This is a genomic window from Koromonas soli, assembly GCF_059726265.1.
In genome coordinates this window covers 517,366-534,856 of the sequence record NZ_AP040872.1, presented here as the reverse complement: position 1 = coordinate 534,856, position 17,491 = coordinate 517,366, and the positions used below count along the sequence as shown (strand labels likewise).

The window sequence follows — 17,491 nt, the reverse complement described above, 5'->3', positions numbered from 1 at the left end:
CAGACCCGATAATCTTCATTGACCCTGCCCATCTTTTCGACCCACAATGAACTCAAGATGGCAACGATCACAGATTTTAATTGTGTAGATGAACGTGGGCGCTCTCTCTCCTGTGACGCCTTTGGAAACAATGTTGCATTTAAATGCCCCGCCTGCGGAGCACCGGTTCTCGCAATCATGCGACCTAATCAGCGCGGGTCTGATGCCGACCATGCCGTGAAGTGTCGCGAGTGCGGCTCCATGTCGTGGATCAGCATCGACCTGGATCGCGAGCGACTGGTCGTGCAACGGGCTTAACGTTACTTCCGGCGTTTCCTGAACAGCACATCAAAGGACACCACGCCAGTCTGGTCGCGCACGCCTACAATCGACACATCCTTGTTCACGTTGTACTCAAACTGGATGATCTGCTGCGCCGACTGGTTCAGGTTCGTTATATAGGTAAGTGTCAATTTATTGGAGACCTGCTGCTCCACGGTTACGCGCGCCAGTCCCGAATTCAGCGCCTGCCCAACGTTCGGATCGATCTTCAGACGGCTCACGCCAAATAGTTTCTGCACGCGGCTGCTCACCGTCGCGTTGAGAGCCTGCCCGATGATCGCGTTCGACGCGCTCTCCGAAACCGTTGGCTGATACTGCGACGTACCCATCATCGCCGGATTCGCCGACTCTTCCGTCGTCCTGCCCAGTGCCAGCAGCGAAATGATGTCGCTGCTCGACAATGGCGGGTCCGAGCGATACGAAGGCGTCAGCCTGTTCAGCGGCCCATGGAAGCCGAGCGTAACATCGTATTCGCGCACCCTGGCCGACAACTCCACATCGAGCGTCGGCTCGATCCTGATCGGGTTTGTGAATGTAACATCGCCGCGCTCCAGCCTGTACTTCGTGCCGTTGAAGAAGATCATTCCCTCCAGCAGATTCACCCTGCCGAGCACCACTGGACGTAACGCCGTCCCTCGCAATCTCAAATCGACGTTGCCGCTCACCCGCGCCAGCGAAGTCTGCACCTGCAACTCCGGCGTGGAGGTCACATGGACTTCCAGATGCACATTGTTCAGCGGTGAATCGATCTTCTGCGCCGGAGCGCCCTTGATTCCCTTCACCAGGTAAGTGGCGAAATCAAATTGCGGATTTACACCCAACCGGGTCACCGTTACATCGCCTGCAAGCACCGCATTCTTCATCGTGCCTGAAAGCGAGAGCGAGGCATCGGCCGTCGAACTCAATCCCTCCGGATAGCGCAACCGTATCTCGCGCCCCGTTGCCGAAAGGCTCAGCCCCAGCCCCTGCGTGGCCGAGAACGTAACGAATCCTCCGCAATGAAGCAGTCCGCCGCCCGTTCGTGCCGTCAACTCCTGCACCTGCAGTCGGTCTTCGTTGAACACCATCGACCCGTTTATGTCGCTCAACCCGTTCGGGAAATCGATGTACGCCACCGTCCCGTTCACCACGTTCAGTCGCCCACGCATCGAGGGCCGCGAGATCGTACCATTCAATTGCAGATTGAGATTTGCCACTCCCGAAGCCGTCAGGTTCGGGTCCGCCGTCTCCAGCAGTTTCAGGTTCACACTGCCATCAGAGCGCAGATTGATCTGCCTCGTGCCGCCCAACTGCACCTGCCCGCGTACCTGCAGGAATCGCGTTCCCTGCTCGCCCGCAACGCGGAATTGCTCGACCGACAACACCTCGTTTGCCATCTTCAGCCGGATCGGGCCATCGTTCGTCACCGCAATTCCCGCATAGTTCCCGGCCCAGTGATCCACCGTGACGTCGGCCACCATGTTGCGCGGCCGCTTTGCATCACCCGAGGCTTCCACACGCATGCTGAAGCCCATCGAACTTCCATGCCTGATCGGCAAATACGCTTCCAGCAGCGGAGCAAGATTTGTGCTCTGCACATTGCCCACAATGTGCATCGGCATCTCGCCACGCAGATGCACCTGCGCATCCAGCTTCACTTTCGCGGCTTTGAAATTTGAACGCGCCGTCAGCGTCATCTCCGTGCCACGCGTCACGGCGTCCACATTCATGTCGCCCAGAACCTGACGACTCACCGCCAGATTGCGCAACCGCAGCCGCCCGTTGATCACCGGCGCTCCCGGCGTACCGGTTCCTTTGGCCTCAAACGCCGCCTGTCCCGACACTCGAAGATTGCGATCGCGAACCGCGCGCAGATTCTCGATCTTCACTTCCGTGCCTCTCAGGTCGAAAGCAAACTCGCTCGTCTCCACATTCATCTGCGCTTCGCCGGTCAACTGCATCGCGTCGCTTTTCACCACGATGTTGCGCAACTCGGCGCGGTTCTCGGTGAACATCACGTCCGCCGTCGCCGCGTGTACCGCCTGGCGCCACGCAACGCCATTCGTCAAACTCACGCGACCGCTACCGCTCAGGTGATCCTCTGTACCTGCCACCTGTACATCGCCGTTCACCTGTCCGCCGACCGGATAACTTGTTCCTAACACTCCCTGTAAGTCGGTGACTTCCGCGTTCGTCGCCCTTACGTGAGCCGAGAAAGGCTGCGTTGGATCGTAATTTCCCTTCACCAGCGCGACGCTGGCGTCCACGGCAATTCGTGCCCCGCCGCGCCGCAGCACTGCATTCTTCAGACTCTCGCGCGCCGCCGAGTATTCAACATCGCCTTCCAGCGCATCCCAGTGCGTTCTTATCACGCGCTCCGGCGTCTGCCCGTTGGCCTGCTTGCGAAGGATTGTTGTGAAATCATGCAGTTCAACATGCCCAGCTAGCGCAGGCGAACTCAGCTTCCCTTTCGCCGTGCCGCGAAACGCCGCGTTCCCGCCAAACTCCACCGGAAGGTCCTTCGCGCGGCCCCCGCGCCATGCCACGACCATCGGCCCCACTTCGGAAAAGTTGGCGGCTGTCGCATTCAGCGTCAGGTTTGAATTCACCGCCATCCGCCCTTGCGCCGACAGGTGCGTTGTCGGCGTGCTCGCTTCCACGCTGCGTACCTGCACCGCCTGTTGCCGGAAGTTCACCGACGCCTGCACCGTCGCGCTCACCGGTAGCTCTCCAGCTCTCGCTACCGGACGCACCACCAGGTCACCGTCCATCACCGCATCCAGCGGAGTGCCGCGCCAGTTCACATTCAGCGTGCCCGAGGTCAGCCCCGCGAGGTGCAATCTGTCGAGCGGCAACTCTCCATTCGAGAACGCATGCAGCGCCCGCGACAGCTCCACTCCCGTAACCTGCAGATCGATGCGCCCTACCTGCGGCTTCCCTGGCGGAATCGCAACATCCATCTTGCCGCGCACCGTGCCGCCCAGAGCGGACGCAAAAATCGAGTTGGCGTTGAAGTGCTCTCGATCGATTGCGTAAAAGAATCCGCCATTGATGCGCTCCAGCCGCACAATCTCATCTGCCCAGGTCACGTTCAATCCCTGCGCCTTGCCGTTCAGCACCAGTTCGCCGCGATCCGAGCGATAGCTACCCTCGCCCGTGAAGTGCGCCTCTCCGCCCCGCAGTTCGCGATACTTCACCAGGTTCGCAATCTCTCGCAGATCACCCGCGCCATGATACGCAAAGTACGCTACCGGATTTGCCAATTCTGTTAGCGCCCCCGAGGCTTCCACCCACGAGTGCGCTTCACTTACCCGCAGTTGCGAAACCTCAACACGGTCCTTGTAAATACGAAACTGCGCCTGCGCACCCATCGTCACAGGTTGCCACGCAGGCAACTGCACCCGCACCTTCCCAACCTTCGCCTCGCCGTCATAGCGACGCTCCGCTGCGCGATACGCCAACTTCAGCTCGATGTCATCCACGCGGCCTTCGAGCTTGATTTTCTCTTCATTCCATTGCAGCAGACCGTCGACTGCCTCTGCGTGCCCAATTGCGAGCCGCAACAACTGTTCCGCTTCGTTTCCTGTTGCTTTGCGTCGCAGCTTCGGTTCAGGAATATTCGTCGAGCCGTCCTTGTACACATCCACGTGAGCCAATGGCCGCCTCACGCCAAGCTCTTCCAGCGACACACGTCCTCGCAGTAGAGGAGCCCACCTCAGCCGTGCCTCGATCTTCTCCACGCGCAGCAGCGGAGCTTCGCTCGCAGCCTCTTTCCCATGAACGGCCAGCCCGTTCATCTCAAACCGCAGATGCCTCAGGTTCCATCCCACCGACTGCACTTCGACGCGCCCGCCCGTCACATGCTCAATCTGTTCAATCGCAATCAACCGCGCCCGCTCGTGAAACTCCGCACCGTTCACGTATCGCCACACCGCCAGCACAGCCGTCGCCAGCGCCAGAATGACGACACTCATCCACAGCAGCACGCGCGAGCGTCTGCTCGGCGGCGGTGCAACGTTCACCGCGGCGGACGCAACCTCCTCCTGCGAGGTCTCGACGGATTTTCCCTGCTCTGGCTCTTCGCTCATCGCTCTCTACGAACGCCTGCGCCCACTACCGCACGCCATCCCACAACACTTGCACGCTGCTCTGTTTTCGCAGCGTATCGAGCCACGTTTCCATCTCACGAGTCATCTTCTGCTCCACTATCAACTCGCGAATCTTCGGTATCACCTGGTCAAGCTTCTCCGGTTGCTGTCCCTGCGCCATCACCTGCGGAACCAACGTCGTGTTGTAGTAATCCTCAACTTCTTTTCTTGAAGCTCGCACCAGCGGGCGCACCCTGAATTCCATGAACTTCGCAATCTCTACCTGCGTCGTCACCAGCGCGTTCAACTCAGCTTCCGAGAGGCCGTATCCTCGCAGCCTCGCCGCCCACTTCGCGTCCTTCTCGCCAATGCCTTTCGCGTTCTCGTCCTTTTCCGGATTCAAATGCCACGCCGCGCGAATTTCTGAAACGCGTGCCTGCACCTGGGCCTCAGTAGCTGGAGCCGAGCCCTGCATCTGGTCGCGCAGAATCTCATACTCCACCAGGTGATCGAAAGCTGTCCGCCTGTCCGCCTCGCCCAAATCCTTCAAAGTGCGGCCATTCTGCAGCGCCTCAAATCTCATCTCCTCATCCAGATCGCTCCAGGTCACCATGTGGTTGTTCACCACGGCAATCGTGCGGTCCACTACCTCGCCGCGCGCCGGAGCCAGCGCAAGCAGCATCCCAAGCACCGCCACGCCCACGAGATTTCGTCCGCCTGTCATCAGAACGTCTGCCCAATGCTGAAATAGAAATTGAAATGCCGCACCTGCTCGTAGTGAGGCACTTCCGTGCATCCTTTTACATCCGCACACGGGTCCTTCACCGGGAAGAACGGCGGATTCAAGTTGTATCCCATGTCCACGCGTATCGGCCCGATCGGCGTCTTGTAGCGCACACCCGCCCCAACCGCATGAGACATATAGCTGAAATCGCATGTTGACGTCGCGCTCTGGAAATCCTTACAGCTCTCCGGATTCCGCTGCTTGAATCGCGCAAGGTTCTTCCACATCTGGTTCGCCGTTGCAAACGCGTTGCCCATATCGTGAAACACCACGAAGCTCAGGCTGTCTCCCACCAGCGGCAATGGCGCAGGAGGCAGTCTCAGCTCAAAATTGTTTACGATCATTGCGTTGCCACCCAGCGGTGCGCCCGACGAAGGATCGCGCGGCCCCGCCTGGTTGATCGCAAACCCGCGGTGCGAGTTCGAACCGCCCACGAAGAATCGCTCCGGCAACGGCACATATCCGGTTGCCCGCACGCTGGAAGGACAGATGCCGTTCTGTGGCAACACATCCTGACACAGGTTTCCATACGGAGCTTCCACACCGATCCGCAGCGAGCGCGCAAATACCCAGGTCTTGCGAAACTTGTGATACGTCGCGTTTTGCACCAGCAGACGACCAAAGTTTGCCTGCGAGCCGAAGTATCCCGAGGCTACTCCGATATCGCCCGTGTTGTACGTTCCCTTCGTCGAGTTCAATGGGTCGTCGCGCGTATCGCGCAGATACGTCAAGCTCGGCATTCCCACCCTCACCGAGCGCGAATAAATCGGAATCAGGTCCGGGCTGAATCCCGATGGAAAGCTGTTCGGGTCCACTTTCACGCGCCGGTACGCAAACCGATACAGGAACTGCGAAGCCTTCGTCGCCTTCTGCGTAAGTTGCACCGAGCCTTCCAGCCGGTTGCTGCTGAAAGTGTTCACATCTCGCGTGTTGTCGTACAGCGCCGTGAAAGTCAACCGCCAGTTCGGTAGGTCAAACCATCGCGGTTGGTCAAAGCTCAGCGACGCGCGTTTCTGCAGATTGCCGAAGTGCGACTTGAAGATCAGTGACTGATCGCGCCCGCGGAAATTCACTCGCGTCACATCGAACGTCACTCGCGGGCTCACTCCCGTTTCTCCTTGCGCCGAACCGCCTTGTGCCACATTCAGCCCCGTCCCAATTTCGATTCCGAGACCGTAATTGAATGTCCAGCGCTTCGCCTCGCGTATCTGGAACAGCACGTCCTTGGCTTTTTCGTCGCCCTCAGGATTCTCAATTGCCGTCTGTACTTCGTTGAAGATGCCGAGATCATACAGATTGCGCTGCGTCTGCAGCATCTTGTCCTGGCTCAGCGGCGCACCCGCCTTGATCACCACCGCGCGATTCACAATGTGCGGTTTCGTGTGCTCTACTCCGCTCACCAGTACGCGATCTACAAACTCCTGCTGCCCTTCGTGGATCTCATATTCCACATCCATCGACGTGTGCTCTTCGTTCGCGTACTTCGCCGAACTGTCCATCTGTACCAAGGGGAACCCGCGGTCGAAGTAATAATTCAGCACCACCTCGCGGTCGTCCGCCACCGTCGCCTCCGAGAACGGCTGCCCGGCATGCGTATTGATCATGCCGCGAATCACATCCTCGCTCACCTGGTTCATGCCCTTGATGTCCAGCTTGCCGACTTTCACCAGCGAGCCTTCGTTCACATTCACCGTGATCTTCAGGTCTCCGCGCACTCCCTCGTAGTTGTCCACCACATCGCTCGCGACCTTCACCGACTGGTAGCCGTTCGAGAGATACAGATTCCGAATCGCCTGCAGATCATTCGTCAGCATCGACTGGCTGTAGCGCCCATGCGGCAGCAGCATGCTCGCCGCCTGCATTCCCATATGCTCTTTCAGTTCATCGCCTGAAAACAGCGCATTGCCGGTGAACTGGATGGTCTTCAGCTTGTGCTGCTCACCCTTGTCGATCGAATACACAATGTGCAGCCGGTCATGCTCTCTGTCCTCTGCCTGCCGCACCTGCACCGCCGCGTCGAAGTAGCCCTGCCCCTGAAGATAGTCACGCAGATTGCGCCGCCCCTCGTTCAGCAGGTCTTCGTCCACTGCATTTTCTTCGTACACCGGCACATAGCGCTTCAGCTTGCCCGAACTCAGCCGCATTCCTTCCGCTCGGATGTCCAGCACCGGTCCGCGCTCCACTTCGAAGGAGTAGTCCACCGTGTTCGTCTGTTCGTGATACACCGGCACTCCCGCCGTCAACTGTGCCTTGTACCTGTGCTGTTTCACATAATGCTTTCGGAGACGCGCCACCGCCCTCTGCAATAGATCGCCGCGCACTCGCTTCCCTGGGCTCATCTTGCAGATCTCCACCGCCTCTTCTGCCGAAAGCGACGGATCACCCGTCACCGTCAGCTTTCCAACCTGTGCCGACGGCCCCGGCTTCACCTCAAACTCCACATCAATCTGCTGCGTGTCCTCATGCCGATGGAGCGTCGCTCCAATCTGCGCTCTCCAGTAGCCGTTGTCGTGCATCAGCCGCAGGATTCTGTTTTCCGAATCCTTCAGTTTCTCTTCCGTAAATCGCGCGCCCAGTTCCAGTCGCCCCGTGTTGATCACCTGGGTTTCGTTCGGCCCGTTCTTGGGAAGCCCTGTCACGGTCACATTTCCATTGAAATAGTTCGGCTGCGTGCGGAACTCCACCGCCACACCACCCGACGGCAGCACCGTTGCGTCTGCCACCACGTCGGAAAAGCGTCCGGTTTCGAACAGCACACGGAGGCTCCTGCGCAGCGTTCTGCGCTCGAGAGTATCTCCTGTCTTCAAAGGAATGCGTTCCAGGAATGCGGCTCTTTTTTGTGCGTCCCCACTGGCCGCTATGCTGACCTGCTCTACCGTGCGCCCCTCGATCAGCTCTGCCCGCGCGCCTGGCAGCGCGCTCTCCGGCAGTGGCTCGGGCGCCGCCGCAGGAGCTTCGTTCAATTGCTGCCTTTGAGCTTGCGCGGACTTAGCCTCCATAGAAACCGCAGGCGCAGACTGTCCCACTGCCACCAGCGGACATACAACTCCGGCCAGTAGCACTGCCCATCTCGCCAGTTTTTGTGTACTTCGGCGTCCGGCCGCCCAAATGCTCACGCGAGTCCCCGCGGATGCCCGCCAATCATTGTGTAAACCCGAACACCTATCATAAGGCTTGCCTCCCAATATCCCTCAGCGCATTCGGCGTTATTCAAAATAGCTAGTTTTCATTCCTGATACCGCCCCACTCCCCGCTTCCCCCGGACATCCCTTTCACCTTCTGCTTCATTCCAATCCGTCCATGTCGCCTCGCACGTTTCGCTCGCTTCTCCGAACAATGCCGTTAGATGGAACGTTCCGCGCAAGTTCACTCGCTCTTTTGTTCGCCGCCGCGCTCCTGATTGCCACTCCAGCGCATGCTCAGTATCCCGGCACCATCTACACTCCCGAAGTTCACATCGGATCCCTCACCACGCCTTCGACAATCACCGTTCCACCAGTCGAATTTGTCCCCGGAATTCCCGAGCAAACACCTGTGGCAGACGTTCCCCCGGCGAGCACCGAATTCCTCGCCCAGCGGCACTTCGATTTCATCGCCTCGCCCAGCACAGGCGTTTCGTTCTTTCCGCAGGGCAGCATGTACGACGATTCCATCAGCCTCGGCGAATACGCCCGTCAACTCCGCGCCCAAAAGAAAGGAGCGACCCCAAAGGCCACTCCAGACGAAACAGCGCCGCCTCAATCCTATGAGTAGGAAGTATTTTCCCGCGCAAAAATTGAGCTTAGCCATAGTTCTGCTGCTGTTGTCTTCCACTCCCCAGTTGCACGCTCAACAGACATCCAGTCCCGTGCCGTCGCTGCAGCAGTTTTTTGAAGAGATCATTCGCATCAAGAACGTCTCATTACCTGCGGAGAACGCCAACCTCAATACTGTTGAGCAACAGATCCCAACCGCAGACGCCAGTGATATCTCAAAAGCGTTGCCTTCCATTTTCACCGCCTTATCACAATCCAACGAGGAGGTTCGCTGGTGTGCGATATCAGTCCTAACGATGATTTCAATGAGACCTGACAGTACAGAATTGTTGAAGGATCATATCAACGGAATCGCTGAACTTTGGAATGCTAACGACAGCAGAGTGCAGGGTACACCAGCAGCAATTCTCAGCAATATAAATCTGGATGCTTACCGAGGGATTGTTCCCTTGATGTTGCAGTTTGTCAGGCGCACTGATAGATCGTCCGAGGCACAGTCGAGTACGCTTTACTTGTTGGCTCACATGCAGCCATCACAGGCCGAGACCATCCAAGCAGTCAATGAATTTCTGTCGCGCCCCTTGGATGTGCCAACCAGGGTTAACACTCTTAACGCAGTGAGTCTCGCTCCAATGAGTGATTCACAGACGCGGCGATCAATCATAAGAGCTCTGGATGATGCTCAGCCCGGAGTTAAACTCGCGGCGATCAAAGCAATTACCCGTATTGGGCAAGATGCTTTAGATGAAGCAACACCGCGGCTTTCAGAGCTAGCCAATAGCGATAGCGAAAAGACTGAGGTGAAGGTTGCAGCCTTCAAAGCTTTAGAAAAGAACGCACGATAACATATCAATCCACAACAAATGCCCTCCAGATGGACGCCTGTCAGCGAGATCAGCAACGCCTTTTCAAAGGGCGTCGCTGATCTCGCTCCAAATCGTGAGTTGCCGAATTCTATCTCTCCTCCCACCCTGCGTCACTCAAAACGCAACTGGCGACCTGTCCGTGTTGCTGCTACATTCAATTTGCACTGAACTGATAAGCCAGAAAGGTTTCTGCCGATGCCTCAATCCGTTTCCGCAACCGAACCAAGCAAACTCTATCGCTGGTTCGTCCTTCTCTGGCTCAGCATTACCATGTTCGGCAACTATTATTTCTACGACGCGCTCGAGCCTCTCGCCGACGTCCTTCAGAAGCAGCTTGGCTACTCCGACCAGAAGATCGGACTGCTCAATTCCTTCTACTCCATCGCTCCCATCGCCACCGTGCTCATCGGAGGCATTCTCATCGACCGCCTCGGTGTTCGCCGCGCGCTGCTTCTCTTCGGAGCTATCTGCCTCGCCGGCTCCGTGCTCACCGCCTCCAGCCCGCGCTTTGAAATCATGGCCGCCGGACGCTTCATCTTCGGCATGGGTGCCGAATCGCTCATCGTCGCCATCACCGCCGCCGTCGCAAAGTGGTTCAAGGGCAAGGAGCTCAGCTTCGCGCTCGGACTCAACCTCATGCTCGCCCGCTTCGGCAGCTATCTCGCACAGCGTTCACCAAGTTGGGCCTCATCCGCCTACAACTCCTGGCAAGGCCCGTGGATCATCGGTGTAGGGTTCGTCTCATTATGCGTTGTCGGCCCCATCATCTACTGGATCATGGAAGCACGAGCCGAGCATCGTTATTCTCTTGGCGCAGCTGGCGAAGCCGACAAGATTGTCTTCCAAGACGTGAAGAATTTCGGACTGTCCTACTGGTATCTCGTCGGACTCTGCGTCATCTTCTATTCCGCGATCTTCCCCTTCGAAACCTTCGCGGTGAAGTATTTCATAGACGCCCACGGCACTACGCGCGAGCTCGGCGGCAAGCTTCTCAGTATCCTCACCGCATTCACCATGTTCGGAACTCCCATCGTCGGCCTCTTCTCCGACAAAATGGGACGCCGCGCCACCATCATGTGCCTCGGCGTACTGCTGCTCATCCCGGTCTTCCTCATGATGGGCTATACCGGCATCTCGCTCTACGTTCCCATGGCGATGCTCGGTTTTGCGTTCACCTTTGTTCCTGCCATCATCTGGCCGTCGGTTGCCTACATCGTTCCCTCACGCACCATTGGCACCGCCCTTGGCCTCATGACCATGATCCAGAACATGGGCATGGCTGGAATGAACTGGGGACTCGGCCGAGCCAACGACGCTGCCGGGGCTTCGGCCTCCAATCCTCATGGCTACCTTCCCATGCTCCAGATACTCACCAGCATGGGTATTATCGGAGCCCTGCTCGCCTTCCTCCTGCGTCAGCGAGAACTCGGCCCCAAGGGACACGGATTGGAGACAATTACAGCCTGATCAGCAGGGCAATTCCAGGGTCTCTCGGGGCGATTCAAGCTGCAATGCAGCACTCCAGCCTCCCTGTCCAAAGCAACGGAACCGTTCTGAAGTGCATCGTATTTTTTACATACTAGAAGGACGCGCCCGTGTGCGGCGGAGGACCCAGTGGCAATACGAAAGTCTGCATCAGTTATCGAAAATGCCGCGCCGCCCGCCGGAGGTGGTGTCACCCCGAAACCAGCGACTCAACCGAACACCGGTGTAAAGAGGTCTCTATTGACCACCCCAAGAAAAATGCTGGCGACCGGAATCTCCGAAGCCGAAGCCATTGAACGTGCCAAGCAGGGCGATGGCGAATGCTTCGAAGCCCTATATGGTCTTCATAAACGTCGTGTTTATTCACTCTGCCTCCGCATGACCGGCAACACCGCCGAGGCGGAGGATCTTACGCAGGAAGCATTTCTTCAGCTCTATCGCAAAATCGCCACGTTCCGTGGAGAGTCGGCCTTCTCTACTTGGCTTCACCGCCTCGCGGTAAACGTGGTGCTCATGCACCTTCGCAAAAAAGGTCTTCCCGAGGTCTCGCTTCAGGAAACCCTGGAGCCCACCGAAGAGGACGGACCAAAGAAGGACATCGGCGCGCACGATCAGGTTCTCGCCGGCTCCATCGACCGTGTCAACCTGGAGCGAGCAATTGAAAGTCTTCCTCCCGGCTACCGCATCATTTTCGTGCTGCATGACATCGAAGGCTATGAGCACAACGAAATCGCGGAAATGATGGGCTGTTCCATCGGCAACAGTAAGTCACAGCTCCACAAAGCGCGTATGAAGCTTCGTGATCTGTTGAAACTGACCCGCGCAGAGAGAAACGCCTCAAGAAGCTCAAGCAGGCAAGTAATATGAATAAAGGACGTCACGCAACCGCTGCGGCCCCAATCGCCGTCCATACCGGGAGAGACAACAAAATGACCTGTGCTGAGTTTCAGCGCGAATTGCCGCTCATCATCGACTCGGGCGGTTCTGTTGAGCAGGAAGAGCACCTCAAGTCTTGCGAAGTGTGCCGTGGTCTGGTCAACGATCTTCGTTACATCGCCGATCAGGCGAAGCTGCTGGTGCCCTTGTACGACCCCAGCCCCAGCGTGTGGGATGGCATTGAGCAGAAGCTCAAGGGCGAAGGCTTGATGAAGCCCGCACAGGCTCGCAGGTCCGTCTAACAGGTTCGTTCTCTCCGGCGCTCGTACCCTTCAATGGCCGCGTCCACTCGCGGCCATTTTCATTCCTTACCCTCTTCAAGTTGAAACTTCCGGGTGCACCATCCTTAAACTCGCGCCTTTCGCGAGCTTAGGTGGGGGTAGTTGCTCTTGGCTTTGCTCTAGCATCCCTCCGCACCTGCTCACTCCCCTGCTACAATCCACCTGAATGCCCCCTGATTCTCAACCGCCGCTGTTCGTGCTCATCGGCTTCATGGGCGCCGGAAAGAGCACCGTAGGACGCCTCCTGGCCCTGCGCCTCGGTTGCCCCTTCGTGGACCTCGATCACGAAATTGTGCGCGTCCACGGCCCAATCCCCGAACTCTTCGCCAACCGCGGGGAGAGCGGTTTCCGCGCTATTGAGCACCACCATCTCGATCTGACTTTGCCGCGCCTTGCGCGTCCATCCGTCTTCGCGCTCGGCGGAGGCGCCTACCTTCAGCCCGCCAACCGGGAGCTCCTCAACCAGCACGAAGCGACCGTGATCTTCCTCGACGTACCGTTCGAGGTCGCCTTCGCGCGCATCGCCAATACAGGTCACCAGCGCCCGCTCGCTCGCGACCTCGATCGTCTTCGCCTTCTGTACGATCAGCGACGTCCCACTTACCTCACCGCACGCCACACGCTAGACGCATCCAATCCTGACCCTTCGGGCCTTGTCTCTTCGCTTGTACATCTTGCGATTCGCCTTGGCGTACCTGCCTCTGCTCGCGATAAACTCTAGCCAGAGACTCCACAATGACGCATCGTTTCACCTCCGCCGCTCTGCTCGTTTTTGTCTTCACCCTCGCCGCCTTCGCTGGTACCAAACCTTCCAAAGCTCCGGCCAAAGTGGTGGATGAAGGCACGTTCGGTATTTTCCAGAACGGCCAGCGCGTTGCGACCGAGAAGTTCACGGTGCGCCAGTTCGCTGACTCGAGCACCACTTCTTCCGAGTTCCGGTCCGAGAGCTCGAACAGTGGCAAGATCGAGCAGACCAGCGAATTATCGTTGTTCCCCAACGGCAGTCTCTCCCGCTACGAGTGGAAACAGGTCTCGCCTTCGCACAGCTCCGCCGTTATCCAACCGGGCGATCACGTTCTCAATATGCACGTCGTAGGCGACGGCAAAGCATCAGACCAGCCGTTCTTCCTCGGACAGGAAACCTTCATCCTCGACGACTATTTCTTCTCCCCGCGCGAAGTCCTTCTCTGGCGCTATCTAGCCTCTGCCGCCTGCAAGCCACGTCCCGCTGGAGACGGCTGCGACCTCGAACGCCAGCGCGTGCCCATCCTCATCCCGCGCCGCCGCACCTCTGCCCAGCTCTTCATCGAATTCAAAGGCTACGAGGACGCACCGCTCAACGGCCGCCCTCAGCGGCTTCGCCACTTCATCATGCAGGCCGACGGCCCCGACTGGCACCTCTGGCTTGATTCCGACCACAAGCTGGTCCGCATCTCCATCCCTGACAGCGCCACCGAAGTCCTGCGCCAGTAACAACTCACACCTTATAGACGTGCAGGTGCCCACGCATGCTCTCTTCAGCATGCGAGTGAGACGCCTCACGTCGCATCCTCAACCAAGCTGCGATTCTGAGCACAGCGCAGACCGCGGCTGGGTTGCTCGAATTACGTTTATCCTGCGAGAACTTTCTTGTGAGACATTGCCGCTCTTGCTGTTCCTCCGCTGAGGCCAACTCCCTCCCCTGCGTCATCCTCTAACGAATCGCCACCGTCTATTAGGAGGAGCCAATGTCCAAAGCATTCAGAAGTCTGCTCATGACGACGCTCTTGTTCAGCACAGCCGGACTCTTTGCTCAGCAGCGTACGATCGTGACCAGCGGCACGAGCATCGAAGTCCGTTCCGATCAGGCCATCAGCTTGCGCCAGGGCGAAGAGCCTCGCGGCACGTATCCCGCAACGGTTTCGAAAGATGTGCTCGATCAGGATGGTCGCGTGGCAATTCCCAGTGGCACGCCTGCACGTCTGCGCGTTGTATCTGACGACGGCGGCCGCACCATGACCGTAGATCTTCACTCGATCGATCTTGCCGGACGCAGCATTGACGTGCTGGGTGAAAGCACCGATGCCGCAGGCAGCAGTAAGAATGGCGGTATCGGCATGAACAAGCGCACCGGAACCTACGTTGGTGGCGGAGCTCTTGCCGGAACTCTTCTTGGCGCACTCGCCGGAGGCGGCAAAGGCGCAGCCATCGGAGCGATAGCCGGAGGCGCTGCAGGTGCCGGAGCTCAGGTCATCACGCGCGGCAAAGATCTCAGCATTCCCGCCGAAACCAAGCTCCAATTCCGTCTGAACAACGATCTTCCCGTTCCGGTTGTAGCCGCCGCGTATCGCGACCGGCTCCCCAACCCCAACGACCCTTATTACAACGACAACCGCAACTACCCGCCACCGGATAATCGCAACTACGACGACCGTAGCTACCCCAGTAACCAGAGCAACTATCCGCCGCCCGACAATCGTAACTACCCGGATAACAGGAACTATCCGGATAACAATAGTAACTACCCCAACAACAATAACTATCCGGATAACAACTACCCACCAAACCGCTAAACCGGGCATCGCGGTGCCCATCAAACAAAAAAGCCCTCGCACACGCGAGGGCTTTTTCTTTGATCGCAAGCTTCTAATCCACCTTACACACTCTCACAACCTCGTTCTCATACGGACACTCGAGCGCCGCGCGCCGGTTCTTCTCCAATACCACCCAGTTGACGCCGTAATCCCGTTTCAACCTCGCGAAATCCGTGCGCTCAAACTTCGCCCAGCCCCTCTGCGCCTCCGACTGCTCTTTCCAGGCTGGCGCCATCTTCGGAAACATCGTGACCGCACCGGAATCCTTCACCGCATCGGCCATCATTGAGCGTTCGGCAACTGCGCGGAAGCCGTGCTGATCCTCACCATCCATCCGCATGTGCTCAGGGTTGAGCGCAAAATACGCGTCCTTCGGCGTGTTCTCCCGAATCCACAGAAACGCCTGCACCCACGAGTTCCCCGGCTGCACTCCTGGCAACTCAAGGTGAGGCGTCGCGGGGAACACCTGCTTTTGCGCAATGAACATCCCTGCACACATCGGCACAAACAGCACCGCCCATCGCCACGCCTTGTTGCGCAACACCCACTCCGCCAGCATTCCACCGGCGAACACCAGCATCAGCACATATGTCAGGTGCAGGTAGCGCATTGGTTGCAGCAGCGTGAACCGCTCCAGCGCGCGAGGAATCGTCAACAGCGACGCTGCCGCGAAGATTGCGCCAAACACATTGAGCGCCGTGCACATGCGCTCCATCTCAACCAGTTCGCGCCGCTTCGCAACCCGCCCCATCCACCAGAACACCGCAAATGGAGCCAGCAGGCCGAGCCACTCGTACCATGCCCACCGCGATAGGAAGAAATATCCGCGGCTGGTCAGCGCCTCGTGATACTCCGCACTCATCGGCGGAAAGATCGCCAACAGCGGTGATATCGCCGCCATCGCATACTTCGGCTCCAGCGAACGCAGAGGGTTCATCCGAGGCACTACCAACAATGCCGAGAAAGAGAATCCGAACACAAACATCAGGGGATGAATTGCAGCGGTGAATAATGCCCACAGCGCGGCATACTTGTATCGCCTCTCGCCGGCCATCGCCACCATCATCAGCACCGAAGCCGCTGAAAGCGATCTCGTATTCAGATACTGATCCATGATGTAGAGCGCCGTTCCCGCCACTGGAAGCGTGAACATCCCGGCCACCATGGCCACTCCGCCCCATCCTGCGCGCGCGGAGCCAAAGGCCAGACGCCCGACTTTCCAGCACGCCAGAAGCATGACGAACACACAAGCAAACTGCCATGCCAGCAATGCCCAGTCAAAAGGCACATGCGTCAACCTGATTGATGCTGCGATCAGATTGGGGAACAAAGTCATCCCCGCGTGTGAGGCAAAGAAGCCCGTGTTCTGCGCGTACAGCGCCGGATCGATCAGCTTCTTGATGCCGGGTAGGTAGATCTCAGAATCTTCCACATAGGGGTGATAGCCGTGCACCGCGAAGGACGCCGCCGAAATAATCGTGAGCAGCGCCACTCCGCGTGCACCTAATCGAGGCGCACCCTCGCCATTGGCGGCGTCGCCGTTTGCTATCTCAGAGGCAGGCGATTCCGCAAGCCCCTCCGCGAGTTCTGGTATTTCGAGTTCGGTGGGCACTATCTGTGGATCGTCTCTGTTGTGTAGTAGTTTTCGAAGGCCGTCGTCAGCTTGCGCCCGTTCTCATCAAAAATCCTGAATTTCGCCAGCTTCCATTTTTCCAGCGCAAACTGCACCGTCGTACGCAGTACATCGAGTCCATATGTGATGCTTCGCCGCAGGTTGATTGACGATGCTTCGGGGAAATATTTCGTAGGGCACGAAACTTCGCCGATACGATAGCCGAACTTCACACATTGCGCCAGCATCTGGTTGTCAAAAACGAAATCGTCCGAATTCTCCACCAGCGGCAAGCTCTCCAATACCTCGCGGCTGAATGCCCGATATCCCGTGTGATACTCCGAGAGCTTCACGCCGAGGAACAGGTTTTCAAATGCTGTCAGCAACCGGTTCGCAACGTACTTGTAGAGAGGCATTCCGCCCTTCAGCGCGCCTCCACCCAGGATGCGCGATCCGAGCGTGACGTCGTACACGCCATACGCCACCAGGCTCGCCATCGCCGTAATCAGTCGCGGCGTGTACTGGTAGTCGGGATGAACCATGATGACTACGCCAGCGCCCGATGCCAGCGCCTCGCGATAACACGTCTGCTGATTGCGTCCGTATCCGTAGTTGCGGTCGTGAACGAAGCACAGCAAGCCCAGCTCGCGCGCCAGTTGCACAGTTCCATCCGTGCTGTGGTCATCCACGAGAATGCAGTCATCGACGATCTCCGGTATTTCAGCGATTGTCGCGCGAAGTGTTTTCTCCGCGTTGTAGGCGGGCAAAACCACCACCACGCGCTTGCCGTTGATCATCCTCAACTCCTTGC

13 protein-coding genes are annotated in these 17,491 nt (G+C 58.1%); 8 read left to right on the top strand and 5 right to left on the bottom strand.

Annotation, left to right across the window (positions count from 1 at the left end):
* Positions 1–299: 299 nt before the first annotated feature.
* Genes AC6IY8_RS02325 through bamA form a run of 3 tightly spaced genes read right to left on the bottom strand, consistent with a single transcriptional unit; the run spans position 300 to position 8,234 of the window.
* On the bottom strand, positions 300–4,388 hold the full coding sequence (locus tag AC6IY8_RS02325) for a translocation/assembly module TamB domain-containing protein (RefSeq protein WP_497777078.1): 4,089 nt from the start codon (positions 4,386–4,388) through the stop codon (positions 300–302).
* Positions 4,389–4,413: 25 nt separating this feature from the next.
* The gene (locus AC6IY8_RS02320) at positions 4,414–5,112 is read right to left on the bottom strand and encodes a hypothetical protein (RefSeq protein WP_497777077.1); all 699 of its coding nucleotides are present in this window, start codon (positions 5,110–5,112) and stop codon (positions 4,414–4,416) included.
* Complete coding sequence (gene bamA / locus AC6IY8_RS02315; protein WP_497777076.1) at positions 5,112–8,234, bottom strand: outer membrane protein assembly factor BamA; 3,123 nt, start codon at positions 8,232–8,234, stop codon at positions 5,112–5,114. The genes AC6IY8_RS02320 and bamA overlap by 1 nt, the downstream gene beginning before the upstream one ends.
* 274 nt (positions 8,235–8,508) lie before the next feature.
* Here bamA and AC6IY8_RS02310 point away from each other — a divergent pair, with 274 nt between their 5' ends.
* The 8 genes from AC6IY8_RS02310 (at position 8,509) to AC6IY8_RS02275 (ending at position 15,047) form a co-directional block, all read left to right on the top strand.
* Positions 8,509–8,925: a hypothetical protein gene (locus tag AC6IY8_RS02310; RefSeq protein ID WP_497777075.1), complete on the top strand. Its 417-nt coding sequence runs from the start codon at positions 8,509–8,511 to the stop codon at positions 8,923–8,925.
* 94 nt (positions 8,926–9,019) lie between these two features.
* Positions 9,020–9,772, top strand: a complete 753-nt coding sequence (locus tag AC6IY8_RS02305; protein ID WP_497777074.1) for a HEAT repeat domain-containing protein — start codon at positions 9,020–9,022, stop codon at positions 9,770–9,772.
* A 216-nt stretch (positions 9,773–9,988) separates the two neighbouring features.
* Positions 9,989–11,260, top strand: coding sequence for an MFS transporter (locus tag AC6IY8_RS02300; RefSeq protein WP_497777073.1), 1,272 nt, complete (start codon positions 9,989–9,991; stop codon positions 11,258–11,260).
* 276 nt (positions 11,261–11,536) lie between these two features.
* Positions 11,537–12,145, top strand: a complete 609-nt coding sequence (locus AC6IY8_RS02295) for an RNA polymerase sigma factor (RefSeq protein WP_497778598.1) — start codon at positions 11,537–11,539, stop codon at positions 12,143–12,145.
* Positions 12,142–12,456 carry an anti-sigma factor gene (locus tag AC6IY8_RS02290; protein WP_497777072.1) on the top strand — a complete coding sequence of 105 codons (315 nt, stop codon included), beginning with the start codon at positions 12,142–12,144 and terminating at the stop codon, positions 12,454–12,456. The genes AC6IY8_RS02295 and AC6IY8_RS02290 overlap by 4 nt, the downstream gene beginning before the upstream one ends.
* 205 nt (positions 12,457–12,661) lie before the next feature.
* A complete protein-coding gene (locus tag AC6IY8_RS02285; RefSeq protein WP_497777071.1) occupies positions 12,662–13,216 on the top strand; it encodes a shikimate kinase in 555 nt (184 codons plus the stop codon).
* Positions 13,217–13,230: 14 nt separating this feature from the next.
* A complete protein-coding gene (locus tag AC6IY8_RS02280; RefSeq protein ID WP_497777070.1) occupies positions 13,231–13,968 on the top strand; it encodes a hypothetical protein in 738 nt (245 codons plus the stop codon).
* Positions 13,969–14,222: 254 nt separating this feature from the next.
* On the top strand, positions 14,223–15,047 hold the full coding sequence (locus AC6IY8_RS02275; RefSeq protein WP_497777069.1) for a hypothetical protein: 825 nt from the start codon (positions 14,223–14,225) through the stop codon (positions 15,045–15,047).
* A gap of 73 nt (positions 15,048–15,120) precedes the next feature.
* On the opposite strand, the gene AC6IY8_RS02270 is transcribed toward AC6IY8_RS02275, so the two are convergent.
* The gene (locus AC6IY8_RS02270; protein WP_497777068.1) at positions 15,121–16,680 is read right to left on the bottom strand and encodes a hypothetical protein; all 1,560 of its coding nucleotides are present in this window, start codon (positions 16,678–16,680) and stop codon (positions 15,121–15,123) included.
* Positions 16,680–17,477: a glycosyltransferase family 2 protein gene (locus AC6IY8_RS02265; protein WP_497777067.1), complete on the bottom strand. Its 798-nt coding sequence runs from the start codon at positions 17,475–17,477 to the stop codon at positions 16,680–16,682. Before AC6IY8_RS02265 ends, AC6IY8_RS02270 begins: the two co-directional genes overlap by 1 nt.
* Positions 17,478–17,491 lie beyond the last annotated feature (14 nt).